Annotated in this window: 15 protein-coding genes, 6 tRNA genes and 1 pseudogene; 10 read left to right on the top strand and 12 right to left on the bottom strand. The window is 67.8% G+C overall.

Features of this window, described 5'->3' with window-relative positions:
* Window positions 1-2: 2 nt before the first annotated feature.
* The 5 genes from QQS53_RS08980 to QQS53_RS08960 form a co-directional block, all read right to left on the bottom strand.
* Window positions 3-77 (bottom strand) — tRNA-Val (locus tag QQS53_RS08980).
* 25 nt (window positions 78-102) lie between these two features.
* A tRNA-Cys gene (locus QQS53_RS08975) sits at window positions 103-176 on the bottom strand.
* A 44-nt stretch (window positions 177-220) separates the two neighbouring features.
* Window positions 221-296, bottom strand: a tRNA-Gly gene (locus QQS53_RS08970).
* A 53-nt stretch (window positions 297-349) separates the two neighbouring features.
* Window positions 350-424: transfer RNA gene (locus QQS53_RS08965), tRNA-Val, on the bottom strand.
* A 30-nt stretch (window positions 425-454) separates the two neighbouring features.
* Window positions 455-530: transfer RNA gene (locus tag QQS53_RS08960), tRNA-Gly, on the bottom strand.
* A 257-nt stretch (window positions 531-787) separates the two neighbouring features.
* Here QQS53_RS08960 and QQS53_RS08955 point away from each other — a divergent pair.
* From QQS53_RS08955 to msrB, 4 genes are all read left to right on the top strand, one after another.
* Window positions 788-862, top strand: a tRNA-Val gene (locus tag QQS53_RS08955).
* Window positions 863-929: 67 nt separating this feature from the next.
* Entirely contained in the window at window positions 930-1,613 is a 684-nt protein-coding gene (locus tag QQS53_RS08950) for a pyrimidine reductase family protein (RefSeq protein ID WP_472775506.1), read from the top strand.
* A gap of 11 nt (window positions 1,614-1,624) precedes the next feature.
* Window positions 1,625-2,923, top strand: a complete 1,299-nt coding sequence (locus tag QQS53_RS08945) for a glycosyltransferase family 87 protein (RefSeq protein WP_472775505.1) — start codon at window positions 1,625-1,627, stop codon at window positions 2,921-2,923.
* Window positions 2,904-3,323, top strand: coding sequence for a peptide-methionine (R)-S-oxide reductase MsrB (gene msrB, locus QQS53_RS08940; RefSeq protein WP_472775504.1), 420 nt, complete (start codon window positions 2,904-2,906; stop codon window positions 3,321-3,323). The genes QQS53_RS08945 and msrB overlap by 20 nt, the downstream gene beginning before the upstream one ends.
* Window positions 3,324-3,336: 13 nt before the next feature.
* Here msrB and hemQ read toward each other — a convergent pair whose 3' ends face one another.
* The gene (gene hemQ, locus QQS53_RS08935; protein ID WP_472775503.1) at window positions 3,337-4,038 is read right to left on the bottom strand and encodes a hydrogen peroxide-dependent heme synthase; all 702 of its coding nucleotides are present in this window, start codon (window positions 4,036-4,038) and stop codon (window positions 3,337-3,339) included.
* 141 nt (window positions 4,039-4,179) lie between these two features.
* Here hemQ and QQS53_RS08930 point away from each other — a divergent pair, with 141 nt between their 5' ends.
* On the top strand, window positions 4,180-4,824 hold the full coding sequence (locus QQS53_RS08930; RefSeq protein WP_472775502.1) for a DUF3000 domain-containing protein: 645 nt from the start codon (window positions 4,180-4,182) through the stop codon (window positions 4,822-4,824).
* A 27-nt stretch (window positions 4,825-4,851) separates the two neighbouring features.
* Window positions 4,852-6,057 carry an HRDC domain-containing protein gene (locus QQS53_RS08925; protein ID WP_472775501.1) on the top strand — a complete coding sequence of 402 codons (1,206 nt, stop codon included), beginning with the start codon at window positions 4,852-4,854 and terminating at the stop codon, window positions 6,055-6,057.
* On the opposite strand, the gene dxs is transcribed toward QQS53_RS08925, so the two are convergent.
* From dxs to dut, 5 genes and pseudogenes are all read right to left on the bottom strand, one after another.
* A complete protein-coding gene (dxs, locus tag QQS53_RS08920) occupies window positions 6,054-7,961 on the bottom strand; it encodes a 1-deoxy-D-xylulose-5-phosphate synthase (RefSeq protein ID WP_472775500.1) in 1,908 nt (635 codons plus the stop codon). The two genes, QQS53_RS08925 and dxs, sit on opposite strands and share 4 nt — an antisense overlap.
* A gap of 67 nt (window positions 7,962-8,028) precedes the next feature.
* A pseudogene (locus QQS53_RS08915) lies at window positions 8,029-9,269 on the bottom strand (class I SAM-dependent RNA methyltransferase).
* Entirely contained in the window at window positions 9,269-9,880 is a 612-nt protein-coding gene (locus QQS53_RS08910; protein WP_472775685.1) for a DUF3159 domain-containing protein, read from the bottom strand. The pseudogene QQS53_RS08915 and the gene QQS53_RS08910 overlap by 1 nt, the downstream one beginning before the upstream one ends.
* A 68-nt stretch (window positions 9,881-9,948) precedes the next feature.
* Window positions 9,949-10,965, bottom strand: coding sequence for a DUF3710 domain-containing protein (locus QQS53_RS08905; protein ID WP_472775499.1), 1,017 nt, complete (start codon window positions 10,963-10,965; stop codon window positions 9,949-9,951).
* Between the two features lie 62 nt (window positions 10,966-11,027).
* The gene (dut, locus tag QQS53_RS08900; RefSeq protein ID WP_472775498.1) at window positions 11,028-11,483 is read right to left on the bottom strand and encodes a dUTP diphosphatase; all 456 of its coding nucleotides are present in this window, start codon (window positions 11,481-11,483) and stop codon (window positions 11,028-11,030) included.
* Window positions 11,484-11,551: 68 nt separating this feature from the next.
* On the opposite strand from dut, the gene QQS53_RS08895 reads away from it, so the two are divergent.
* The gene (locus QQS53_RS08895) at window positions 11,552-12,097 is read left to right on the top strand and encodes a DUF3093 domain-containing protein (RefSeq protein ID WP_472775684.1); all 546 of its coding nucleotides are present in this window, start codon (window positions 11,552-11,554) and stop codon (window positions 12,095-12,097) included.
* A gap of 39 nt (window positions 12,098-12,136) precedes the next feature.
* On the opposite strand, the gene QQS53_RS08890 is transcribed toward QQS53_RS08895, so the two are convergent.
* The gene (locus tag QQS53_RS08890) at window positions 12,137-12,427 is read right to left on the bottom strand and encodes a DUF4193 domain-containing protein (RefSeq protein ID WP_296206586.1); all 291 of its coding nucleotides are present in this window, start codon (window positions 12,425-12,427) and stop codon (window positions 12,137-12,139) included.
* Window positions 12,428-12,607: 180 nt separating this feature from the next.
* Between QQS53_RS08890 and ppgK the strand changes: the two genes are divergently transcribed.
* The 3 genes from ppgK (at window position 12,608) to QQS53_RS08875 (ending at window position 18,233) form a co-directional block, all read left to right on the top strand.
* Window positions 12,608-13,390 carry a polyphosphate--glucose phosphotransferase gene (gene ppgK, locus QQS53_RS08885; protein WP_472775497.1) on the top strand — a complete coding sequence of 261 codons (783 nt, stop codon included), beginning with the start codon at window positions 12,608-12,610 and terminating at the stop codon, window positions 13,388-13,390.
* Window positions 13,391-13,543: 153 nt separating this feature from the next.
* On the top strand, window positions 13,544-14,998 hold the full coding sequence (locus QQS53_RS08880) for an RNA polymerase sigma factor (protein WP_472775496.1): 1,455 nt from the start codon (window positions 13,544-13,546) through the stop codon (window positions 14,996-14,998).
* Window positions 14,999-15,110: 112 nt separating this feature from the next.
* Window positions 15,111-18,233 carry a hypothetical protein gene (locus QQS53_RS08875; RefSeq protein WP_472775495.1) on the top strand — a complete coding sequence of 1,041 codons (3,123 nt, stop codon included), beginning with the start codon at window positions 15,111-15,113 and terminating at the stop codon, window positions 18,231-18,233.
* The last annotated feature ends 97 nt before the right edge of the window (window positions 18,234-18,330 follow it).

The following is an 18,330-nucleotide window of genomic DNA, read 5'->3' as shown; positions in this document are numbered from 1 at the left end:
CGTGGTGCGCGATACTGGGATTGAACCAGTGACCTCTTCCGTGTCAGGGAAGCGCTCTCCCGCTGAGCTAATCGCGCAGGCGTCGCCGGTGGCCACGCTAACTGGAGGTGGAAACGGGAATCGAACCCGTGTGCACGGTTTTGCAGACCGTTGCCTCACCACTCGGCCATTCCACCGTGGCGTATGCCGCCTCACACAAGTATACAAATTGAAACTGTGCTGGAGCGGATGACGAGACTCGAACTCGCGACCCTCACCTTGGCAAGGTGATGCGCTACCAACTGCGCTACATCCGCATTTTCGAAACCACATCCGGTTTCCGGACTTCCCAACGAGGTTGGTAAACCCGTGGTGCGCGATACTGGGATTGAACCAGTGACCTCTTCCGTGTCAGGGAAGCGCTCTCCCACTGAGCTAATCGCGCGGGATTAACACCTTCTTTAAAAAGAAAGCGTGGAGCGGATGACGAGACTCGAACTCGCGACCCTCACCTTGGCAAGGTGATGCGCTACCAACTGCGCTACATCCGCATGCACCGTCTCCAGCCGAAGCTTTCTGTGCGGTGCGAGTAAAAACATTATCCTGAACCGGCCCCGGTTTACAAATCGCCCGCTCACAGGCCAGTTCTTGGGCTCTTCGCGGCGGGGTGTGGCGCAGGCTAAATGACACCGCTGTCATCCCCACACCCCGCACCCCGGTATCCGGGCCACCGCTACCCCGCCGGGACCGCCGTTTTGCTGGGGATTCGTCGAATCACGGGGCACCGTGCTAGATTTTAGCCCAGCACGGTCCCATGGCTCAGTGGAAGAGCGTTCCGTTCACACCGGAAAGGTCGCTGGTTCGATCCCAGCTGGGACCACCACTTATTAAGCGTCTCCCCTTCGGATGGGGAGGCGCTCTTTTTGTATCCGCACCCTAGGATGGTGGCCATGGATATCAACGCTTTAGTAGGCCCCGACCGCCCCGAGGTCCGGGCGGTGATGGTGGCTACGGTGACGGGTTCGGCATCGGCGGCCGGGACGTCCGGCTCCTTGGGCAATGACACCGACGTGCAGCTGCTGCAGGGGCTGCGCGACTGGGCCGAGGTCATCGTGGTGGGCGCGTCCACCGTGCGCGCCGAGGACTACGGCGGCGCGACCTCCGAGTCAGGGGCTCCGGCCCCAATTGCGGTCGTCACCGGCAGCGGCGACATGGATCCGGGCTCCCGCTTCTTCACCGACTTCACCACCGCCCCGCTGCTACTAGTCCCGCACGCCGCACTCACCCAGGCCGAGGTACGCAAGCGCACCCGCCGGCTTAAGGCCCAGGGCGCGGAGGTCCTCGACGCCGGGACGGCGAGCCCCGCCGACATCCTGGCCTGCCTGCGGGCCAGGGGCTACCGGCGCATCGTCTGCGAGGGCGGGCCGGGCCTGTTGTCCCAGTTCGTGGCCGCCGACGCCATCGACGCCTTCTACCTGACCATTGACCCCACGGTCACCTCGGCGGTGGAGACCCCCGTCGTCCGCGCCGACGATGCCACCTCGCCCCGCACCACCCGCCTAACCCTGGACAATTGCGCCCCCGATGCCGACGGCACCGTGTTTCTGCGGTACCGCCGCGCGCCGAGGCCGTAAACTGGCTGGCCGTGAGTACCAGTTTCCTGTCTTCCGCGTGGACCGCCCGCACCGCGCTCGCCCCCGGCCGCCCCACCCAGCTGCCCGCCGGCCTCAACCTGGCCGCCTGGCCGCTGGCCATCCTGTTGGTGCTCAACACCGTGCTAGTCCGCGCCTTCAACGGCGCGCCCACCGATGACTTCAGCACCGTCTACTACGCCGTGCGGCGCGCCCTGGACGGGCAGGCCGTCTACGAGCAGGCCTACCACCACGTAGACCCGCTCTACCTCTACAACCCGGGCGCCACGCTGCTGCTCTACCCGCTGGGGATGGTGGAGAATTTCACCCTGGCCCGGGGGCTTTTCATCCTGGTCAACGCCGCGGCGATTATCGCCGCGCTGGCGTTGCTAACCCACCTGGTGGGCCACCGCCTTAGCAGCCCGCTATGGCCGGTAAGCATCGCCTTAGCCTTTGCCACCGAGGCCGTCACCAACACGCTGACCTTCGCCAACATCAACGGCCTACTACTGCTGGCACTCAGCGGGTTTTTGGCTTTGGGCCTGCGCGGCGTGGGCGGCCGGACCGTCCGGGCCGGCCGGGCTGACCGGGCAGGCTGGGACGCGGGCTCGGGGCTGTGGGCGGGCATCGTGCTGGGCCTGGCCATTACCGTCAAGCCGCAGTTCGCCCCGCTGCTGGTCCTGCCGCTGGTCAAGGCCCGCTGGTCGACCGTGGCCGCAGGTATTGCGGTGCCGGTGGGCCTGAACGTGGTGGCCTGGCCAGTCATCCCGGACGCCGGGGACTACCTGCGCCGGCTAGTGCCCTACCTGGGCGCCACCCGCGACTACGCCAACTCCTCCTGGGACGGCCTGCGCGCCTATTTCGACCTGCCCGGCTGGGCCTACTACCCCGTCTGGGTGCTGGCGGCGGTACTGGTGGCCGTCGCCGTCGTGCTGCTTCTGCGCTGGCGGAACACGGACCCGGTCCTGTGGGCGCTGACGACCACCGGTGTGCTGCTGGTCGGCATCTTCTTCCTGTCCTCGCTGGGCCAGCAGTACTACTCGATGTGGCTGTTCCCGCTGATGTTCACCGCGGTGCTGCCGCGCAGCGTTTTTCATTCATGGTTGGCCTGGGCCGCCGCGGCCTGCTTCCTGCTGCCTATCACCTGGACCTCCACCCACTGGCCGGACGCGGGGCGCTGGGCGAATTTCTTCCTGGGCACCGCCGGGTGGTTCCTGCTTATCGTGGCCTGCGCGGCCAGCGTGACCGGCTGGTACCTAGGCCAGCGCCGCGGCGCCGGTTACACTGGGCGGCATGACCAACCAGCCCACTGATTTCAAGCTCATCGCCGACGCCGACTGGAAAAAGCGCTTAAGCGACGAGGAATACTACGTCCTGCGCCAGGGCGGGACCGAGCCGCCGCACGTCGGCAAGTACACCGACACCACCACCGAGGGCGTGTACTCCTGCCGCGCCTGCGGCGCCGAGCTTTTCCGCTCCACCGAGAAATTCGCCTCCCACTGCGGGTGGCCGTCCTTCTACTCCCCCAAGGACACCGACACGGTCATCGAGCGCGAGGACCGCTCGCTCGGCATGGTGCGCACCGAGGTGCTGTGCGCCAACTGCCACTCGCACCTCGGCCACGTCTTCGCCGGCGAGGGCTACGACACCCCCACCGACCTGCGTTACTGCATTAACTCCATCTGCCTGGACCTCGACGAGCGCGAGGTCTAGCAGCGCTTAAGGCTTAAGGCAGGACCTGGATGAGTTCTGCCACGTCAGAAACCCGGCGCCCGGTGTGGAACGGGATTTCCTCCCGCACGTGGTTGCGGGCCTCGGTGTAGCGCATGACGTACATCAGGTCGACGATCCGGTCGAGGCTCGGGGCTTCGAAGGCCAGGATCCACTCGTAGTCGCCCAGCGCGAAGGCCGGCACCGTGTTGGCGCGCACGTCGGCGTAGTCGTGCGCGGCCATGCCGTGCTCAACCAGGATCTTTCGGCGCTTTTCCTCGTCCATGATGTACCAGTCGTAGGAACGCACGAACGGGTAGACGGCGATCCAGTCGCCCGGCTCCTCGCCCATGATGAACGACGGCAGGTGCGACTTGTTGAACTCCGCCGGGCGGTGCAGGGCGTTGCCCACCCAGGTCACCTCCGTGACCTGGCCCAGCACCGTGGTGCGGCGGAAGTCCGCGAAGGCGCGCTGCAGGTCCTCGAATTCCTCGGCGTGCCACCAGATCATGAAGTCGGCGCTATCGCGCATGCCGGACAGGTCGTAGATGCCGCGGACGGTGACCTTGCCTTCCTCCGCCAGGCGGGCGAAGAAGTCCTGGGCCTGGGCGATGATGTCGTCGCGCTCGGTCCCCAAGGCTCCCGGGATGGCACGGAAAACCGCGTGCTGGGAGTACTGCTGGACTTCGTTGAGCTTCTTAAAATCGAGCTTCGCCATGGACAATCCCCTTTCAAAGGACGTACGAGTCTGACTAGGACATGACCCCTCCAGTATCCACCATTAGTTGGATACTTGGCCAACTGGGGGCACGGCGCGCCTCCCACCAGTGGCGCCGGCGAAAATATAGCTTGATTGATTGTGAGCATTTCCGAGACTTCCCAGCCGCACAGCACCTCCGCGGCCGCTAACGATGCCCCCGCCGACGGCGAGACCACCACGCCGGCCACCTTTAACCGCGCCGTGGAGTCCATGCACCAGGCCCGCTTGCGCCCCGAGATTTCCCTAGGATCCATTCGCCCGCCGCAGCGGCTCGCCCCGTACAGCCACGCCATCGGGCTCGAGGTCGACCGCGGCGCGGACGATGCCGACTCCATCCCCACCGACAGCAGCGGCGACGCCTTCGGCCGCCTCATCCTCCTCCACGATCCCGGCGCCGAGGAAGCCTGGGACGGGCCCATGCGCCTGGTCGCCTATATCCAGGCCGACATGGACCCGGACGTCGCCGGCGATCCCCTCCTACCGGACGTGGCCTGGGAGTGGCTGACCGAGGGCATGGCCGACTGCGCCGCCCGCCACACGAATTTGGGCGGCACCGTCACCTCGACCGCCTCGGTGCGCTACGGCGAGATCGGCGGCCCGCCGCGCGCCTACCAGCTCGAGATGCGCGCGTCCTGGACGGCCGAGGACCTGGAACTGGGCCCGCACGTGGAGGCCTTTGCCGCCGTGCTGGCGAACGTGGCCGGCCTGCCCCCGGAGGGCGTTACCCAGTTGGGGCGCGGATAAGCCAGCGCGCGGGTAGCCTGGCATAGCATGAGCGAGCTTAGACGAGTACCGGCGCAGGGCATCCCGCCGGTCGCCAGTACCCCGCAGGAGATCGCCGCCGCCGCAGCGCGCCTAGCCGGCGGGACGGGGACGCTGGCCGTCGACACGGAGCGCGCCGGCGCCTACCGCTACAACGACCGCGCCTTCCTGCTCCAGCTCCACCGCGCCGGCGCCGGCACCGTACTCATCGACCCGGAGGGCAACGACGCCGCCGTCCAGGACCACGTCGGCGGCGCCATCAACGGCCAGCCCTGGGTCCTGCACGCCGCCAAGACGGACCTGCCCTGCCTGGCCTGGCTGGGGCTGAAGCCGGGATCCCTCTTTGATACCGAGGTCGCCGCCCGCATGGCCGGCTTCGAGCACCCCAACCTGGGCCACATGGTCGATGAGATCCTGGGCGTCGAGCTGGAAAAGGCCCACGGCTACGTGGACTGGTCCACCCGGCCCCTGCCGCAGGACTGGCTGGCGTATGCCGCCCTCGACGTCGAATTCCTCCTCCCCCTGGCCGAGACCCTAAAGGACGTGCTGGCCGAGGAGGAAAAGCTGGACTGGGCGCTGCAGGAGTTCGACGCGCTGGTCGCCGAGCACGCCGGGACCACCGCCCCGGAGCCCGGCACCTGGCGCGACCTCAAGGGCCTAAGCACCCTGCGGCGCGGCGAGCAGCTGGCCGTGGCCAAGGCCCTGTGGATTAAGCGCGACGCGTTAAGCGCCCACCGCGACATCGCCCCGCCGCGCGTGCTGGGCAACAAGGTGCTCATCGATGTCGCGCGCACGCTGCCGAATTCACCCGCCGAGCTGGCCCGCGTCAAGGGCTTTCCGCGCAAGCGGAAATCGGCCACGCAGCTGTGGTGGGACGTCGTCGAGCGCGCCCGCGACCTGCCGGCCAGCGACTGGCCGCGCCCCCAGCGCGCCCGCCGTGAGGTCCCCGGGAAGGCCGCCTGGCCAGCCGAGCTCTGGGAGCTCTACCAGGCCGCCCGCCAGGACTTCACGGACCTGGGCCAGGACCTGGCCGTCGATGACTCCTTGCTCATTAAGCCCGCCACCCTGCGGGCCGCGATCTGGGCCGCGCTCGGCCCCAAGGCCCGCCTAGCTGACACGGCCGACTTGGTGGACTTTCTGATTGCCAACGGGGTACGCCCGTGGCAGCTGGAGTGGGCCGTGCCGATTATCGCGCGGCGCATCAACAGCTTCTAGCCGAGCCACTCCTGGACGGACTCGGCGATGCCCTCGGGTGCTAGCCCAACGTCTTCCAGCAGCTGCCCGCGGGAGGCGTGCAGCGGGAAGTAGTTCGGGAACGCGAGGCGGCGCAGCGGGGTGTCCACCTGGGCATCGCTGAGCTTTTCGGCCACCAGCGAGCCGATGCCGCCGCGCATGATGCCGTCTTCCACCGTGACCACCAGGCCGTAGTCCGCGGCCAAGCGCACCACGGACTCCGGCACGGGCGCGACCCAGCGCGGGTCGATGACCGTCACGCCGACGCCCTGCTCGGCCAGCAGCTTGGCCGCCGCAATGCTGCGCGCTGACATCGCACCCACCGAGACGATGAGCACGTCGCGGCGTGCCTTGGCATCGCTGGCCGCGGCGCCGGAGGACGAGCCGACGTTGGTGTAGATGACGTCCGTGCCGTCGGCGAGCGTGTCGACGGCGTCCATGTCGTCGAGCAGGTTGCCCTTCGGGAAGCGCACCACGCTGGGCCCGTCGGAAATCTCCAGGGACTCGTTGAACAGCTCGCGCAGGCGCTTGCCATCGCGCGGGGCGGCCACGCGCATGCCCGGCACGATGCTGGTTAGGGCCATGTCCCAGACGCCGTTGTGGCTGGCGCCGTCCGAGCCGGTCACGCCCGCGCGATCCAGCACCACGGTCACCGGCAGCCCCAGCAGGGCGATGTCCATGAGCAGCTGGTCGAAGCCGCGGTTCAGGAACGTCGAGTAGACCGCGACCACCGGGTGCAGCCCGCCCAGGGCCAGCCCGGAGGCCGAGGCCATCGCGTGCGCCTCGGCGATGCCGACGTCGTAGAAGCGGTCCGGGAAGCGCTCCGCGAAGGGCATCAGGCCGGTCGGCCCGGCCATCGCCGCGGTGATGGCCACGATGTCGTCGCGGCGCTCGGCGGCCTTGATGAGCTCCTCGGAAAAGGCCGCGGTCCACCCGGGCTGGCTCTTGCCCTTCGGCACGCCGGTGACCGGGTCGATGGCGCCGGTCGAGTGCATCTGGTCCTTGGGTTCGTTGACCGCCGGGGCAAAACCGTGGCCTTTCTCGGTGACCACGTGGACGATGATGGGGCCCTCGAAGTCGCGGGCGTAGCGGAAGGCGTGGTTGAGCGCCGCGAGGTCGTGGCCGTTGATGGGCCCGATGTACTTCATGCCCAGCTCGGGGAACATCTCCGTGGGCAAGACCGAGGACTTGACGCCCTCCTTGAAAGCGTGGAGGGCGTCGAAGGCGCGCTCGCCTACCCAGCCCATCGACTTTAGGGTCTTCTTGCCGTGGGCCATCAGCTCGTCGTAGCCGTGCTGGGAGCGGATGCGGCCCAGGTTCTCCGACAGGCCGCCGATGGTCGGCGCGTAGCTGCGCCCGTTGTCGTTGACCACGATGACGGCGTTGCGGTCCTTGTCCGCTGAGATGTTGTTGAGCGCCTCCCAGCACATGCCGCCGGTCAGGGCGCCGTCGCCCACGATGGCGATGGCGTTGCGGTGCGGCTCGCCGGCCAGGCGGAAGGCCTTGGACAGCCCGTCGACCACGGAGATTGACGCCGAGGCGTGGGAGGACTCCGTCCAGTCGTGCTCGGACTCGGCCCGCCGCGTGTAGCCGGACAGCCCGCCTTTTTGCCGCAGGCTGTCGAAGTCGCCGGCGCGGCCGGTGAGCATCTTGTGCACGTAAGACTGGTGCGAGGTGTCAAAGACCATCGCGTCCTGCGGCGAGTTGAACGTGTAGTGCAAAGCGATGCTCAGCTCCACCACGCCCAGGTTCGGCCCGAGGTGGCCGCCGGTGGCGGAGACCTTCTCAATGAGCAGCTGGCGGATCTCCGCAGCAAGCTGTTCCAGCTCATCGCCATCGAGCTTTTTGAGATCCTTCGGCGAGTCAATCGAATCAATGATTCTCATGGAGTGCTCAACTACTCCTTTGCTTAATTTTGCTTCAATCGCAGCGGTGCCCCGCTAGTTTTATTTTCTACCGTACATCGTGGCCCGTACGCGGGGTCAAAAGCACCAGGGTCTCGAAGTGGTGAGTGCCGGGGAAAGCGTTCACGACGACCATCCGGTCGACGCCGTAGCCCGCCTCGACCCAGGCGGACAGGTCGCGGGACAGGGCGGCTGGGTCGCAGCCGATGTGCACAACGCGATTCGGGGCGGCATCGGCAATGCGGGCCACGACCTGCTCCCCGGCGCCGACGCGCGGCGGGTCCAGGACGACGGCATCGGCGGGCGGCAGCTGGCCGACGACCTTTTCCACTCGGGCGGATTTGACCCGCACCGCGCAGTCGGCCAGGCCGGGCTGCTGATCCGGGCGCGCGGCCGGCGACAGGTCCACCGAGTAGATTTCCGCGCCGCCGGTGGCCGCGCTCAGCGTCGGCACGAAGAGGCCGACGCCGCCGAAAAGGTCCCAGGCGGGCCCGTTGCCGGTGCCCAGCAGCTCAGCAACCAAACGGGTATAGGCCTCCGGCGCGCCGCAGTGGGCCTGCCAGAACGCGGTCGCCGGGAACTCGAAGCGGTGCCCGTCTACCTCCTCGACGACGCCGGCGGTTCCCTCGACGACCTGCTCGATCTTTTCCACCCGCTTGCCGCGCGGGCCCTTGCGGGTCTCGATGACGTGGCGGGCCCCGGTGCCATCGAGCACCGCGATGACCTCCGCGCCCGGCGTGAACGTGCGCGCACCCGGGCCCACGATGCCGTCCACCAGACCCGGCGCCAGCTGCGTGCAGGCGACGTCGGTGACCAGGTCGTTGGACGCGCGCTTGCGGGTACCGGCCCGGCCGCGGGAGTCGACGCCCAGGCGCACGCGGGTGCGCCAGCCGCGGTGCGGGGGCAGCTCGCGCAGCTCGAGCTCCGGCAGGTCGCCGTGCGCGTCCAAGTGGCCGACGCGGGCCAGCTGGTCGCGCAGGACGTCGGCCTTGATGCCCAGCTCCTGGGCCGGGTCGACCTCCGCGAAGTCGCAGCAGCCCGCCCCCGCCGCGGCGGCCGGGCAGGCCGAATCCACACGGACCGGGCCGGCGGTTGCCACCTCGGTAACGGTGCCGCGCAGCATGGATTTTTTGACCTTGTCGAGGCGGACGACGACCTCGTCGCCGGGAAGCCACCCCGGGCGAAGACGATGCGCCCGTCCTCGGCGCGGCCAATCCCCTCCCCGCCGTGCGCCATGCGGTCGATGCGCAGTCGGATATCGTCGCCTGCCTGGTAGTTCGCAGTCTCCATTAGTCTGGTTGTCCGTTCTTCTCGAGGGGTGGTTGTTCTTCTTCGACCTCAATGGCCTGGTTGGCCCGGCGCACCAAGAAGATGGTCAGGAGGGTGACCAGGCCGGTCAGCGGCCACCCCATGAGGATGCGGGTAATGCCCAGCGCGGTGGTCTCGCCGGCGTTGTAGATGCCGTTTTGGATCACGAAGCGGGCCAGGAAAACCACGGCCCAGCCGGCCGTGGCGAGCGCGTAGGCGCGCCGCGCGGCGGGGATCTGGCGCCAGGCCATGTCCTCGCCGTTGATGCCCTTCCAGATAACGCCCACCGCCGGCCAGCGCACCAGGATGGACACCACCGCGGCGATGCACAGCACCAGCGAGGCCCAGATCCCGTACAGGAAGTAGCCCTTCGCGTCGCCGGTGGCGTAGGCGATGCCCGCGCAGATCGCCACGCCCAGCAGGCCGGAGATGGCCGGCTGGAGCGATTCCTTGCGCGCCACGCGCCAGATGGCCACCGCCACGGCCACGCCGATGGCCGCCAGCAGCGCGGGGACCAAGCCCCACATGCTGTTGACGGGGATGAGCACGACCACCGGCAGCGTCGCCGCCACCAGCCCGGTCACTCCGCCCATCTGCTCGAGCAGGGTCTGGTCCTCGAGGGGTTTGTTGTCAGCCACGTGAGTCCTTCTTAGGGGTCGAGCTAGCGGTCGGAGTTGTCGTCGCCGGCGTCCTGCGAATCAGCGCCGTCAGCGCCGTCGGCGCCATCAGCATTATCAGCGCCGTCTGCGCTGCCATTGTCCGGGCCGGCGGAGTTGCCGTTGCTCAGCAGGCGCCACATCTGCTCGCGCAGCTGCTTTTCGCGCTCCTCGTCGGCGGCGGTGCGCTGACCGTCCTGGCCGGCGTTGCCCGCGGTGCCCGCATTAGCATTGCCCGCGCTGCTGTTGCCGGCCTGGCGCTGCTGCATCGCCTTCTGCAGCTGCTCCACCAGCGCCGGCGGCATGACCACCCGCAGAGCATTGCCGGCCAGGATCGGCTCGTCGCCGCGGTAGACGAAGGTGCGCGCGACCAGCTCGCGGCCGATCCGCGCCAGCTCCTCCGACTTGCCCTTCGGGGCGGCCAAGGTCACGCGCAACATCCAGCGCGGGCCCTCCACGCCGATGATGCGGATCTCTCCGTTGTCGTTCGACCCGACAATCTCGGTGCCCCAGGGGCCTTCCTCCAGGCGGGTGGGCAGTCCGTCGTTCTCGATGCCCTGGATGAGCTCCTTGGCCGAGGACTCCCACTGCCCGCTCGAGCGCGGCGCGGCGAAAGCCACCGGGGTGATGCGCCCCGCCGTGGTGACGATGTGGAGCATCTTCGGGCCCTTCTCGCCCATCTCCACCTGGACCTGGGAGCCCTTCGGCAGCGCGATCTTCATCGAGCCCAAGTCGAGCGTGCCGGCGGAGAAGTCGCTGAAGTCGAAGTCCTCGTAGTTCAGGCTGTCGCCGTCGAAGGGGCCGGTGTCCCCGCCGACCGCGTCGTGCTCGACAACGTTGATGCTAATGCCCGCGGCGCCCGGGAAGCCGTGGGCTACCGCGGCATCGCCGGGCGTATCCGGCACGTCGTCCAGGCGGTCGATGGGCGCGTTGTCCGGCGCGGCCTCCGCCGCCGGTTCCGACGCGGGCGCCTCAGGGGCGTGGTTGTCCTTGTTCTTCTTGCCGAAAGGCCACAAAGCCATGGTTGAAAAGTCCTTTACTCATCGACGTCTATCCGTTCCACTGTAGCCCCTTGCCGCGGGGCCTACACGCCGGTCGAACCGTAACCGCCGTCTCCGCGGACAGTTTCGTCCAGCTCGGGCACCTCCACGAACTCGGCCAGCTCAACCTTCTGGATCACTAGCTGGGCGATCCGCATGCCGCGCGTAATCTCAATCGGCGTGGCCGGGTCGAGGTTGACCAGGCAGACCTTGATCTCGCCGCGGTAGTCGGCATCGATGGTGCCCGGGGTGTTGACAATGGAAAGACCCTGTTTGGCGGCCAGGCCCGAGCGCGGGTGCACCAGCCCGACGGTGCCCACCGGCAGCGCAAGGGCGATGCCCGTGCCCACCAGCGCGCGCTGGCCCGGGGCGAGGGTGACGTTCTCGGCCGCGTAGAGGTCCGCACCGGCATCGCCGCGGTGGGCGCGGTGCGGCAGCGGCAGCTCGGGGTCGAGGCGTTTGATCTGGACGGAGAGGTTTGTATCCGGAGTGCTAGTCACGCCCGACAGCCTACCTTCCCCGCCCGGCAACTTTGCCTTGTGCCCCGGGCGGTGCGATAGACTAGCTAATCGTGAAACCTGCGGACACTAGTGGCAACGACTTGAACCCCAGCGCGAATTCCGAGGTCATCTACCAGGAACGCCAGTGGGTGCCTTGGTATTTCTGGGTGCTGGCCGCCATCGTCATCGCCGTGACCACGGCGACGGTCGGGCTCAACCGCTCGGGCATCTGGCCACTGACCGCCGCCATCGTGCTCATCGCGGTGGCCGTGTGGGTGCTGGTCTCCTGGTCCTCGACCGTCGTCACCGTGGAAAAGGACCCCGACGGCACCCGCTGGCTCAGCGTGAAGGACGCCCAGCTGCCCAGCGATGTCGTGGCCCGCTCGCTGGCGGTGCCCAAGTCGGCCCGCCGCAACGCGCTGGGCCCGCAGCTCGACCCCGCGGCGTTCCTCTCGACGCACGAATGGGTCGATGAGCTAGCGATGTTCGTCCTCGACGACCCGGACGACCCGACCCCCTACTGGCTCATCGCCAGCAAGGACCCCGCCGCCCTCATCGAGGCCTTCGTCCCCGAGCAAGCAGAGCAGGCCCTGCGCAGCTTCCGCAGCGCCTAGAGCCTGCCGGCCCAAAGCGCACAAGCCCATAAAGAGCAGTTAGGCGCAGTCCATGCAGACCTTGTCGCCGTCCTCCTCGTAGGACAGGCGCTTGTTGTCCTGCACCAGGAAGCACACGGAGCAAGTGAACTCGTTGTCCTGGCGCGGCACGACCGTGACGTTGAGCTCCTCGCCGCTCAGATCGACTGTCGGCGGCTCGAAGGGTTCGACGATCTCGCCGTCGTCGTCCATGGCGCTGTTCTCGCTCTCGGCGGCCTTCAGCCCCTCCAGAGAATCGGTCTCCAATTCGTCTTCCACGCGGCGCCGCGGTGCGTCGTAATCGGTTGCCATAACTGCACGCTCCAATCGGTTTTTTATGCAAACTTGTGCAGGGAAATCAACTATGTCGATCGCGCATACTAAAGCACAATCGCCGCGCTGTCACACTCGCAGGTAGGAGCCCACGAAACCGGGTACCCCCTCCCCGCTCAAAACCCTGCGGCCGCGGCTGCATGCGCTACACTTTCCGGCATGCACACGAGTGAGGATTCGACCGCCGGAAATGCCCCGCTAGCCTACGGGATTGACATCGGTGGTTCCGGGATCAAGGGAGCCATCGTGGACCTTAAATCCGGGCAACTGCACTCTGCCCGGCAGAAGATCGCCACTCCCCAGCCTTCTACCCCCGCCGCCGTAGCCGAAACCGTCGCCGAAGTCGTGGGCCACCACGGCTGGGACGGGCCCGTCGGCATTACGGTGCCGGCCATCGTGCGCGACGGCATCGTCCAGTCCGCGGCCAACATCGACCCCAGCTGGATCGGCGTCGACGCCCAGGCCCTCTTCCGGGACCACCTCGGCGGGCGCGAGGTCGTCGTGCTTAACGATGCCGACGCCGCCGGCCTCGCCGAAGCCGCCCACGGCGATCCCGTCGCCCGCCAGGGCGCGGCCATCTTCCTGACCATCGGCACGGGCATCGGCTCGGCCTTCCTCCTCGACGGCCGGCTGTTCCCCAACACCGAGCTGGGTCACCTGCGGGTGAAGGGGAAGGAGGCCGAGCACGTGGCATCGTCGGCCGCCAAGGAGCGCGAGGACTTGAGCTTCAAAAAATGGGCCAAACGCCTCAACCGGGTGCTGGCCACCTACGAGAAGCTGTTTAACCCGCAGGTTTTTATCGTCGGCGGCGGGATCTCGCGCAAATTCGAAAAATGGGGACCGCACCTGACTATCGATACCCCGGTCGTGCCAGCGCAACTGCGCAACGAAGCCGGCATCATCGGCGCGGCGATGGCTGTGAACGCACACGTCCAGCCCTAGGATAGAACTAAGGCGCGACGGCGGGAGCAGGACCCCGCTGTCACAAGAGTCGACCAGAATGCTCTATACTGGGCGGTCGATCGTAACTAGATAAACCGACCGACACACCGCGGTATAGGTTTTGACTGTAACAATTAAGGCGAAAGGGCGTACGTGGCAGCCACTGATTCTTCCGACAAGGTACTCGGCGAGGACGCAGAGGCAAATACCCCTGCGGGAAAGCCTGCCGCCAAGACGGCAAAGAAGACGGCCAAAAAGACGGCGAAGAAGTCGGCTAAAAAGACCGCCAAGAAGTCGGCAAAGAAGACCGCTAAGAAGACCGCCAAAAAGACGGCTAAGAAGACCGCCAAGAAGTCGACCCGCAAGGCCGCGCCGAAGAAGGCGACCGCCAAGAAGACCAAGGACGACGAGCAGAACCTCGCGGCCACCGCGGCCGAGGAGCAGAAGCCGGCCACCGACAACGAGGACGAGTTCGGCGCCAGCGTCACTGACGACGACTTCGAGCCGGACCACGCCGACTTGGAAGAGCACCTCGACGACGAGGACGAGGAGCTGGACGGCGACGTCGATGACGTCGACGAGGACGAGGAAGAAGACGACGGCTCCTCCGTCTGGGACGAGGAGGAATCCGCCGCGCTGCGCCAGGCCCGCAAGGACGCCCAGCTGACCGCCTCCGCGGACTCCGTGCGCGCCTACCTCAAGCAGATCGGCAAGGTCGCGCTGCTGAACGCGGAGCAGGAGGTCTCGCTGGCCAAGCGCATTGAGGCCGGCCTCTACGCCCAGCACCGCATGGACGAGATGCAAAAGGCGCTCGCCGACGGCGACAAGGACGCCAAGCTCTCCCCGTCCCTCAAGCGCGACCTGCGCACCATTTCCCGCGACGGCCGCAAGGCTAAGAACCACCTGCTGGAGGCCAACCTCCGCCTGGTGGTCTCCCTGGCTAAGCGTTACACCGGCCGCGGTATGGCCTTCCTCGACCTCATCCAGGAAGGCAACCTGGGCCTCATCCGCGCGGTGGAGAAGTTCGACTACACCAAGGGCTACAAGTTCTCCACCTACGCCACCTGGTGGATCCGCCAGGCCATTACCCGCGCCATGGCCGACCAGGCCCGCACCATCCGCATCCCGGTCCACATGGTCGAGGTCATCAACAAGCTAGGCCGCATCCAACGCGAGCTGCTGCAGGACCTGGGCCGCGAGCCCACCCCGCAGGAGCTGGCCAAGGAGATGGACATCACCGAGGAAAAGGTGCTGGAGATCCAGCAGTACGCGCGTGAGCCCATCTCCCTGGACCAGACCATTGGCGACGAGGGCGACAGCCAGCTGGGCGACTTCATCGAGGACTCCGAGGCCGTCATCGCCGTCGATGCCGTCTCCTTCACCCTCCTGCAGGACCAGCTCCAGGACGTGCTGACCACGCTGTCCGAGCGCGAAGCCGGCGTGGTGCGCCTGCGCTTCGGCCTGACCGACGGCATGCCGCGGACTTTAGACGAAATCGGCCAGGTCTACGGCGTCACCCGCGAGCGCATCCGCCAGATCGAGTCCAAGACCATGTCGAAGCTGCGCCACCCCTCGCGCTCTCAGGTCTTGCGGGACTACCTCGACTAAAATGCCCACCCCGCCACCGAGCCCGAGCCTTTACCGACGTTTAAGGTTCGGGCTCAGTCGTGTCACTGCTACTGCCCACATTCTTGTTTCACCACTTCAGGAGTTTTAAACCGTGGCCTTCCCTGCAGATTTCCCCTCTTGCCTCCAGCACTTTTCCACGGCCGCCGAGCGCCTGCGCGCCGCCGACGACGCCCTAGCCGACCACGACCCGGCCGAGCTGAGCGCCGCCCAGCTCGATTGGCTGAGCACCGAGTTCGGCCGCGCCCTAACAGCCGCCGAAGCCCCGGCCGAGGTCGCGGGCGCCCACCCCAACATCGTGGCCGCCGTGCTGACCAACGCGCGCACCCAGCTGGCCGATTCCGCCTCCTTCTGGGACACAGCCGCCGCCCAGCTGCAGGTCGACGGCGAGGCGCTGGAGGCGGTGCGCGAGGCGGCATCGTCGGGCGGGGTGGACACGGAGCCGCTGGAGCTGCCGGTGGCGCCTTACGCGGAGTATCGCCCGTGGCTGGAGCTCGACCCGGAGGCCGGGCGGCTCAGCCTGGTCCTGCCGGACCCGTCGAGCGCCTGGTCCGTCGACGCCGGCTTCGACACCTTCCGCATTACCCCGCAGGCCCAGCCGCCCGAGCTGCGCGATGCCCCCTCCCGCGTCGCGCTCGTCCAGCCGACCGCTAGGGTCACCGCCACGCACGCGGCCAGCGGCACCAAACACCGCCTGGGCGTGGTGGCGGAGGACTTCCCCGTCCTGTTTTTCGGCCCGGACTGCCGCCCGCTGCCGGACCAGCACCGCATCACCACCGCGGAGGTCTTCGTCCTGGCGCCGACGCGCACGAAGTTCTCAGCCGAGGGCGCGGCCGTGGAAGTCGCCGACGAGCTGCGCTTTACCACCTGGCCGGAATGGTCCCTGTTCGAGCTGCGCGACCTGGCCGCCGCGGAGTTTGAGACGCTGACCATCGCGCTGGATCACCCGGCCAGCTTCACCACCCGCCAGGTGCGCGTGTCCACCCCGGAGGATCCGCATTCGCGCCTGCCGGAGTGGCGCAGCACCGACAACGCCATCGCGGACGTGCGCGGCACGGATGCCGGGCGCATCTACGGCTCCTCGCCGCGCCTGGTGCTGCCGGTCGACCCGGCCCCGGAGTGGTCCGTGGAGCTGTACTACGTCGACCCGTTGGGCGAGCGCGAACTGGTCGAGCAGCTACTGGAGCTGGCCGAGTTCCAGGGCCAGGAGCTGGCGCTGTTCGCCGACGCCTACGAGGACGCCTGGGTCGGCCGCTACGAGGTCGACGTGCTGCGCGACGAGACCCTGGTGGATCGCCGCACCTTCAACATGGCCGAGGGCTTTGACCTGCACGTGACCTATAACGGCGCGCAGTTTAGGCACCCCGACCAGGCCGCCGACGCCAACGCCTACACCAAGGCCTATTACTCCCAGCGCAAGGCGGCGGAAAAGTACATCGACGTGCCCTTCGACAAGACGCAGTCCGTGCCCCGCGACGCCGAGACCGCCATGTTCCAGATCTCCAACGCCGTGGACTACTGCCTCGACGTCGTGGTGGTGCCTAAGGCGCTGAAGTACTCGCTGGACCTGCGCGGCGAGCAGCCGGACTGGGACACCCACCCCGGCACCATCCCGCAGGGCTCCCTGGCGCGCAACGGCGAGCTGAAGGTGCGCTTCCCCGTAGCCATCGGCGGGTCTGCGGCCCTGCTGCTGACCCACGAGGTCTCCCGCAAGGTCAAGGTCATCCAGCTCAAGCGCCGCCGCCACGGCCGCGTGTTCACGGTGGGCAATAGCGCCATCCAGCACGCCTTCCCCGAGGCGCATGCCAACCTGGTGGCCACGCTGGCGTGGCATCCGGCATCGGCGGCGCAGACGTGGTCCGAGCTGGCGGATTCCTTCGGCTCGGAGCTCGAGTTCGAGAAGGCGTGGGAGGCGCACGCCACCCCGGACGTGCAGTTGGCTACCCTGCTGCGGCTGAACGAGTCGGAGTTTGAGCTGTCGGGGCGGATTGTGGGCGATAGCCTGCGGCTGTCCGGCAACGCGATGGGCCGGCAGCTGACCGGTTTCCTGTGGCCGGTCACGCGCCCGGACATCGCGCCGTGGCGGGTGGAGTTTTCCGCGCAGCTCGCCACGCGCGTGCCCGAGGAGCTGCAGGAGGCCGGCCCGCTGGCCGTCGACGTGGTGGAGGCGCAGCCCGGCTACCAGGCCAAGGCGCCGAACCGGCCGGCGATGCGGGCGTTCATCGTCGCCCAGGACGGCTACTTCGACGACGGACAGGGCGACGAGCTGGCCTACAAGCTCTCCGGGACGAACCCGCGGGCGACCATTGCCAAGCACGAGCAGCCCGCGCTGTGGCGCCACCTGTTTGCGCTGCGGAACCTGGGCCCGGCCGCTACCCGCCCGATGGCCGGTGTGCTGCGCAAGACCATCGATGCCGACCCGCGCCACATGCTCGAGGCGCTGGGGCGGTCCAACGTGCGCTCCGGCGACCAGCCGGCCCTGGCTATCGCGCACGGGCTGGCCAATTATGACTTCCACAGCAACGGCGAGCGCGTCGCGGAATTCCGTGCGCTGCCGTGGATTCGCGTCGTGGAGCAGCTCAACGATCTGGTCGACGGGCACGCCGACTGGGACGATGCCACCGATTTCATCCGCACCGCCGGCGGCGAGGTGCTCTTGGAGCTGCTGCGCGGCGGCGAGGACACCGGCACCGCGGACACGCAGCAGGTGATGAAGGAGGTGCTGACGGCGGCCAAGGCGAATAACACGCAGCAAGCACTCGAGGCGCTCTACGATGTCGCCGCCGCCCGCCGCGTCGCCGATGCCTCCGCCCTGCGCCACGGCTGGGCCGAGATCCTGCGCCGCCGGAAGAAGTTCATCGACGTCACAGGCTTCGCGGAGTTCCGGGAAGAGATGATGAAGCAGGAGGCGAACGTCGTCGGCGAGGAAATCCGCGCGCACCTGCACCTGCTGCGCCGGTTTGCGCACACCGCCGGCAAGCGCCAGAAGAATCAGTGGGCCTGGGTGCCCTACCTGTCGGCCATGGCCGCGCACATCACGCGCGCCGGCGCCGCCGAGCTCAAGGGCCGAGTCTCCTACTACGTGCCGCTGAAGCCGGAGCACCTGACCACCTGGGCGGAGCTCGCGCAGTTGGCCCCGACGCTGACCATCTACGATGTCGTCCGCGAGGAAGCCCGCCAGCTCGTCCGCGCCAACGGGCCGGTCGAGGGTCTTTAGGCACGCCGAGTAGGCGCTACGGACGTGGTCCGTGGCGCCTTTTCTTGTGCCTTTGCCTGTTGCCCGGCAGTGGTGGGGTTTGGTTGACTTTGGTGTT

Source organism: Corynebacterium sp. 2571A (genome assembly GCF_055700935.1).
This window is presented reverse-complemented; position numbering and strand designations above follow the sequence as displayed.

Bases quoted from the DNA above. Each gene is read 5' to 3' on its own strand.
- QQS53_RS08950 (WP_472775506.1), top strand. From the start codon at position 930: ATGGATATCAACGCTTTAGTAGGCCCCGACCGCCCCGAGGTCCGGGCG.
- msrB (WP_472775504.1), top strand. From the start codon at position 2,904: ATGACCAACCAGCCCACTGATTTCAAGCTCATCGCCGACGCCGACTGG.
- hemQ (WP_472775503.1), bottom strand. From the start codon at position 4,038: ATGGCGAAGCTCGATTTTAAGAAGCTCAACGAAGTCCAGCAGTACTCC.
- QQS53_RS08925 (WP_472775501.1), top strand. From the start codon at position 4,852: ATGAGCGAGCTTAGACGAGTACCGGCGCAGGGCATCCCGCCGGTCGCC.
- dxs (WP_472775500.1), bottom strand. From the start codon at position 7,961: ATGAGAATCATTGATTCGATTGACTCGCCGAAGGATCTCAAAAAGCTC.
- QQS53_RS08910 (WP_472775685.1), bottom strand. From the start codon at position 9,880: ATGGGCGGAGTGACCGGGCTGGTGGCGGCGACGCTGCCGGTGGTCGTG.
- QQS53_RS08905 (WP_472775499.1), bottom strand. From the start codon at position 10,965: ATGGCTTTGTGGCCTTTCGGCAAGAAGAACAAGGACAACCACGCCCCT.
- QQS53_RS08890 (WP_296206586.1), bottom strand. From the start codon at position 12,427: ATGGCAACCGATTACGACGCACCGCGGCGCCGCGTGGAAGACGAATTG.
- ppgK (WP_472775497.1), top strand. From the start codon at position 12,608: ATGCACACGAGTGAGGATTCGACCGCCGGAAATGCCCCGCTAGCCTAC.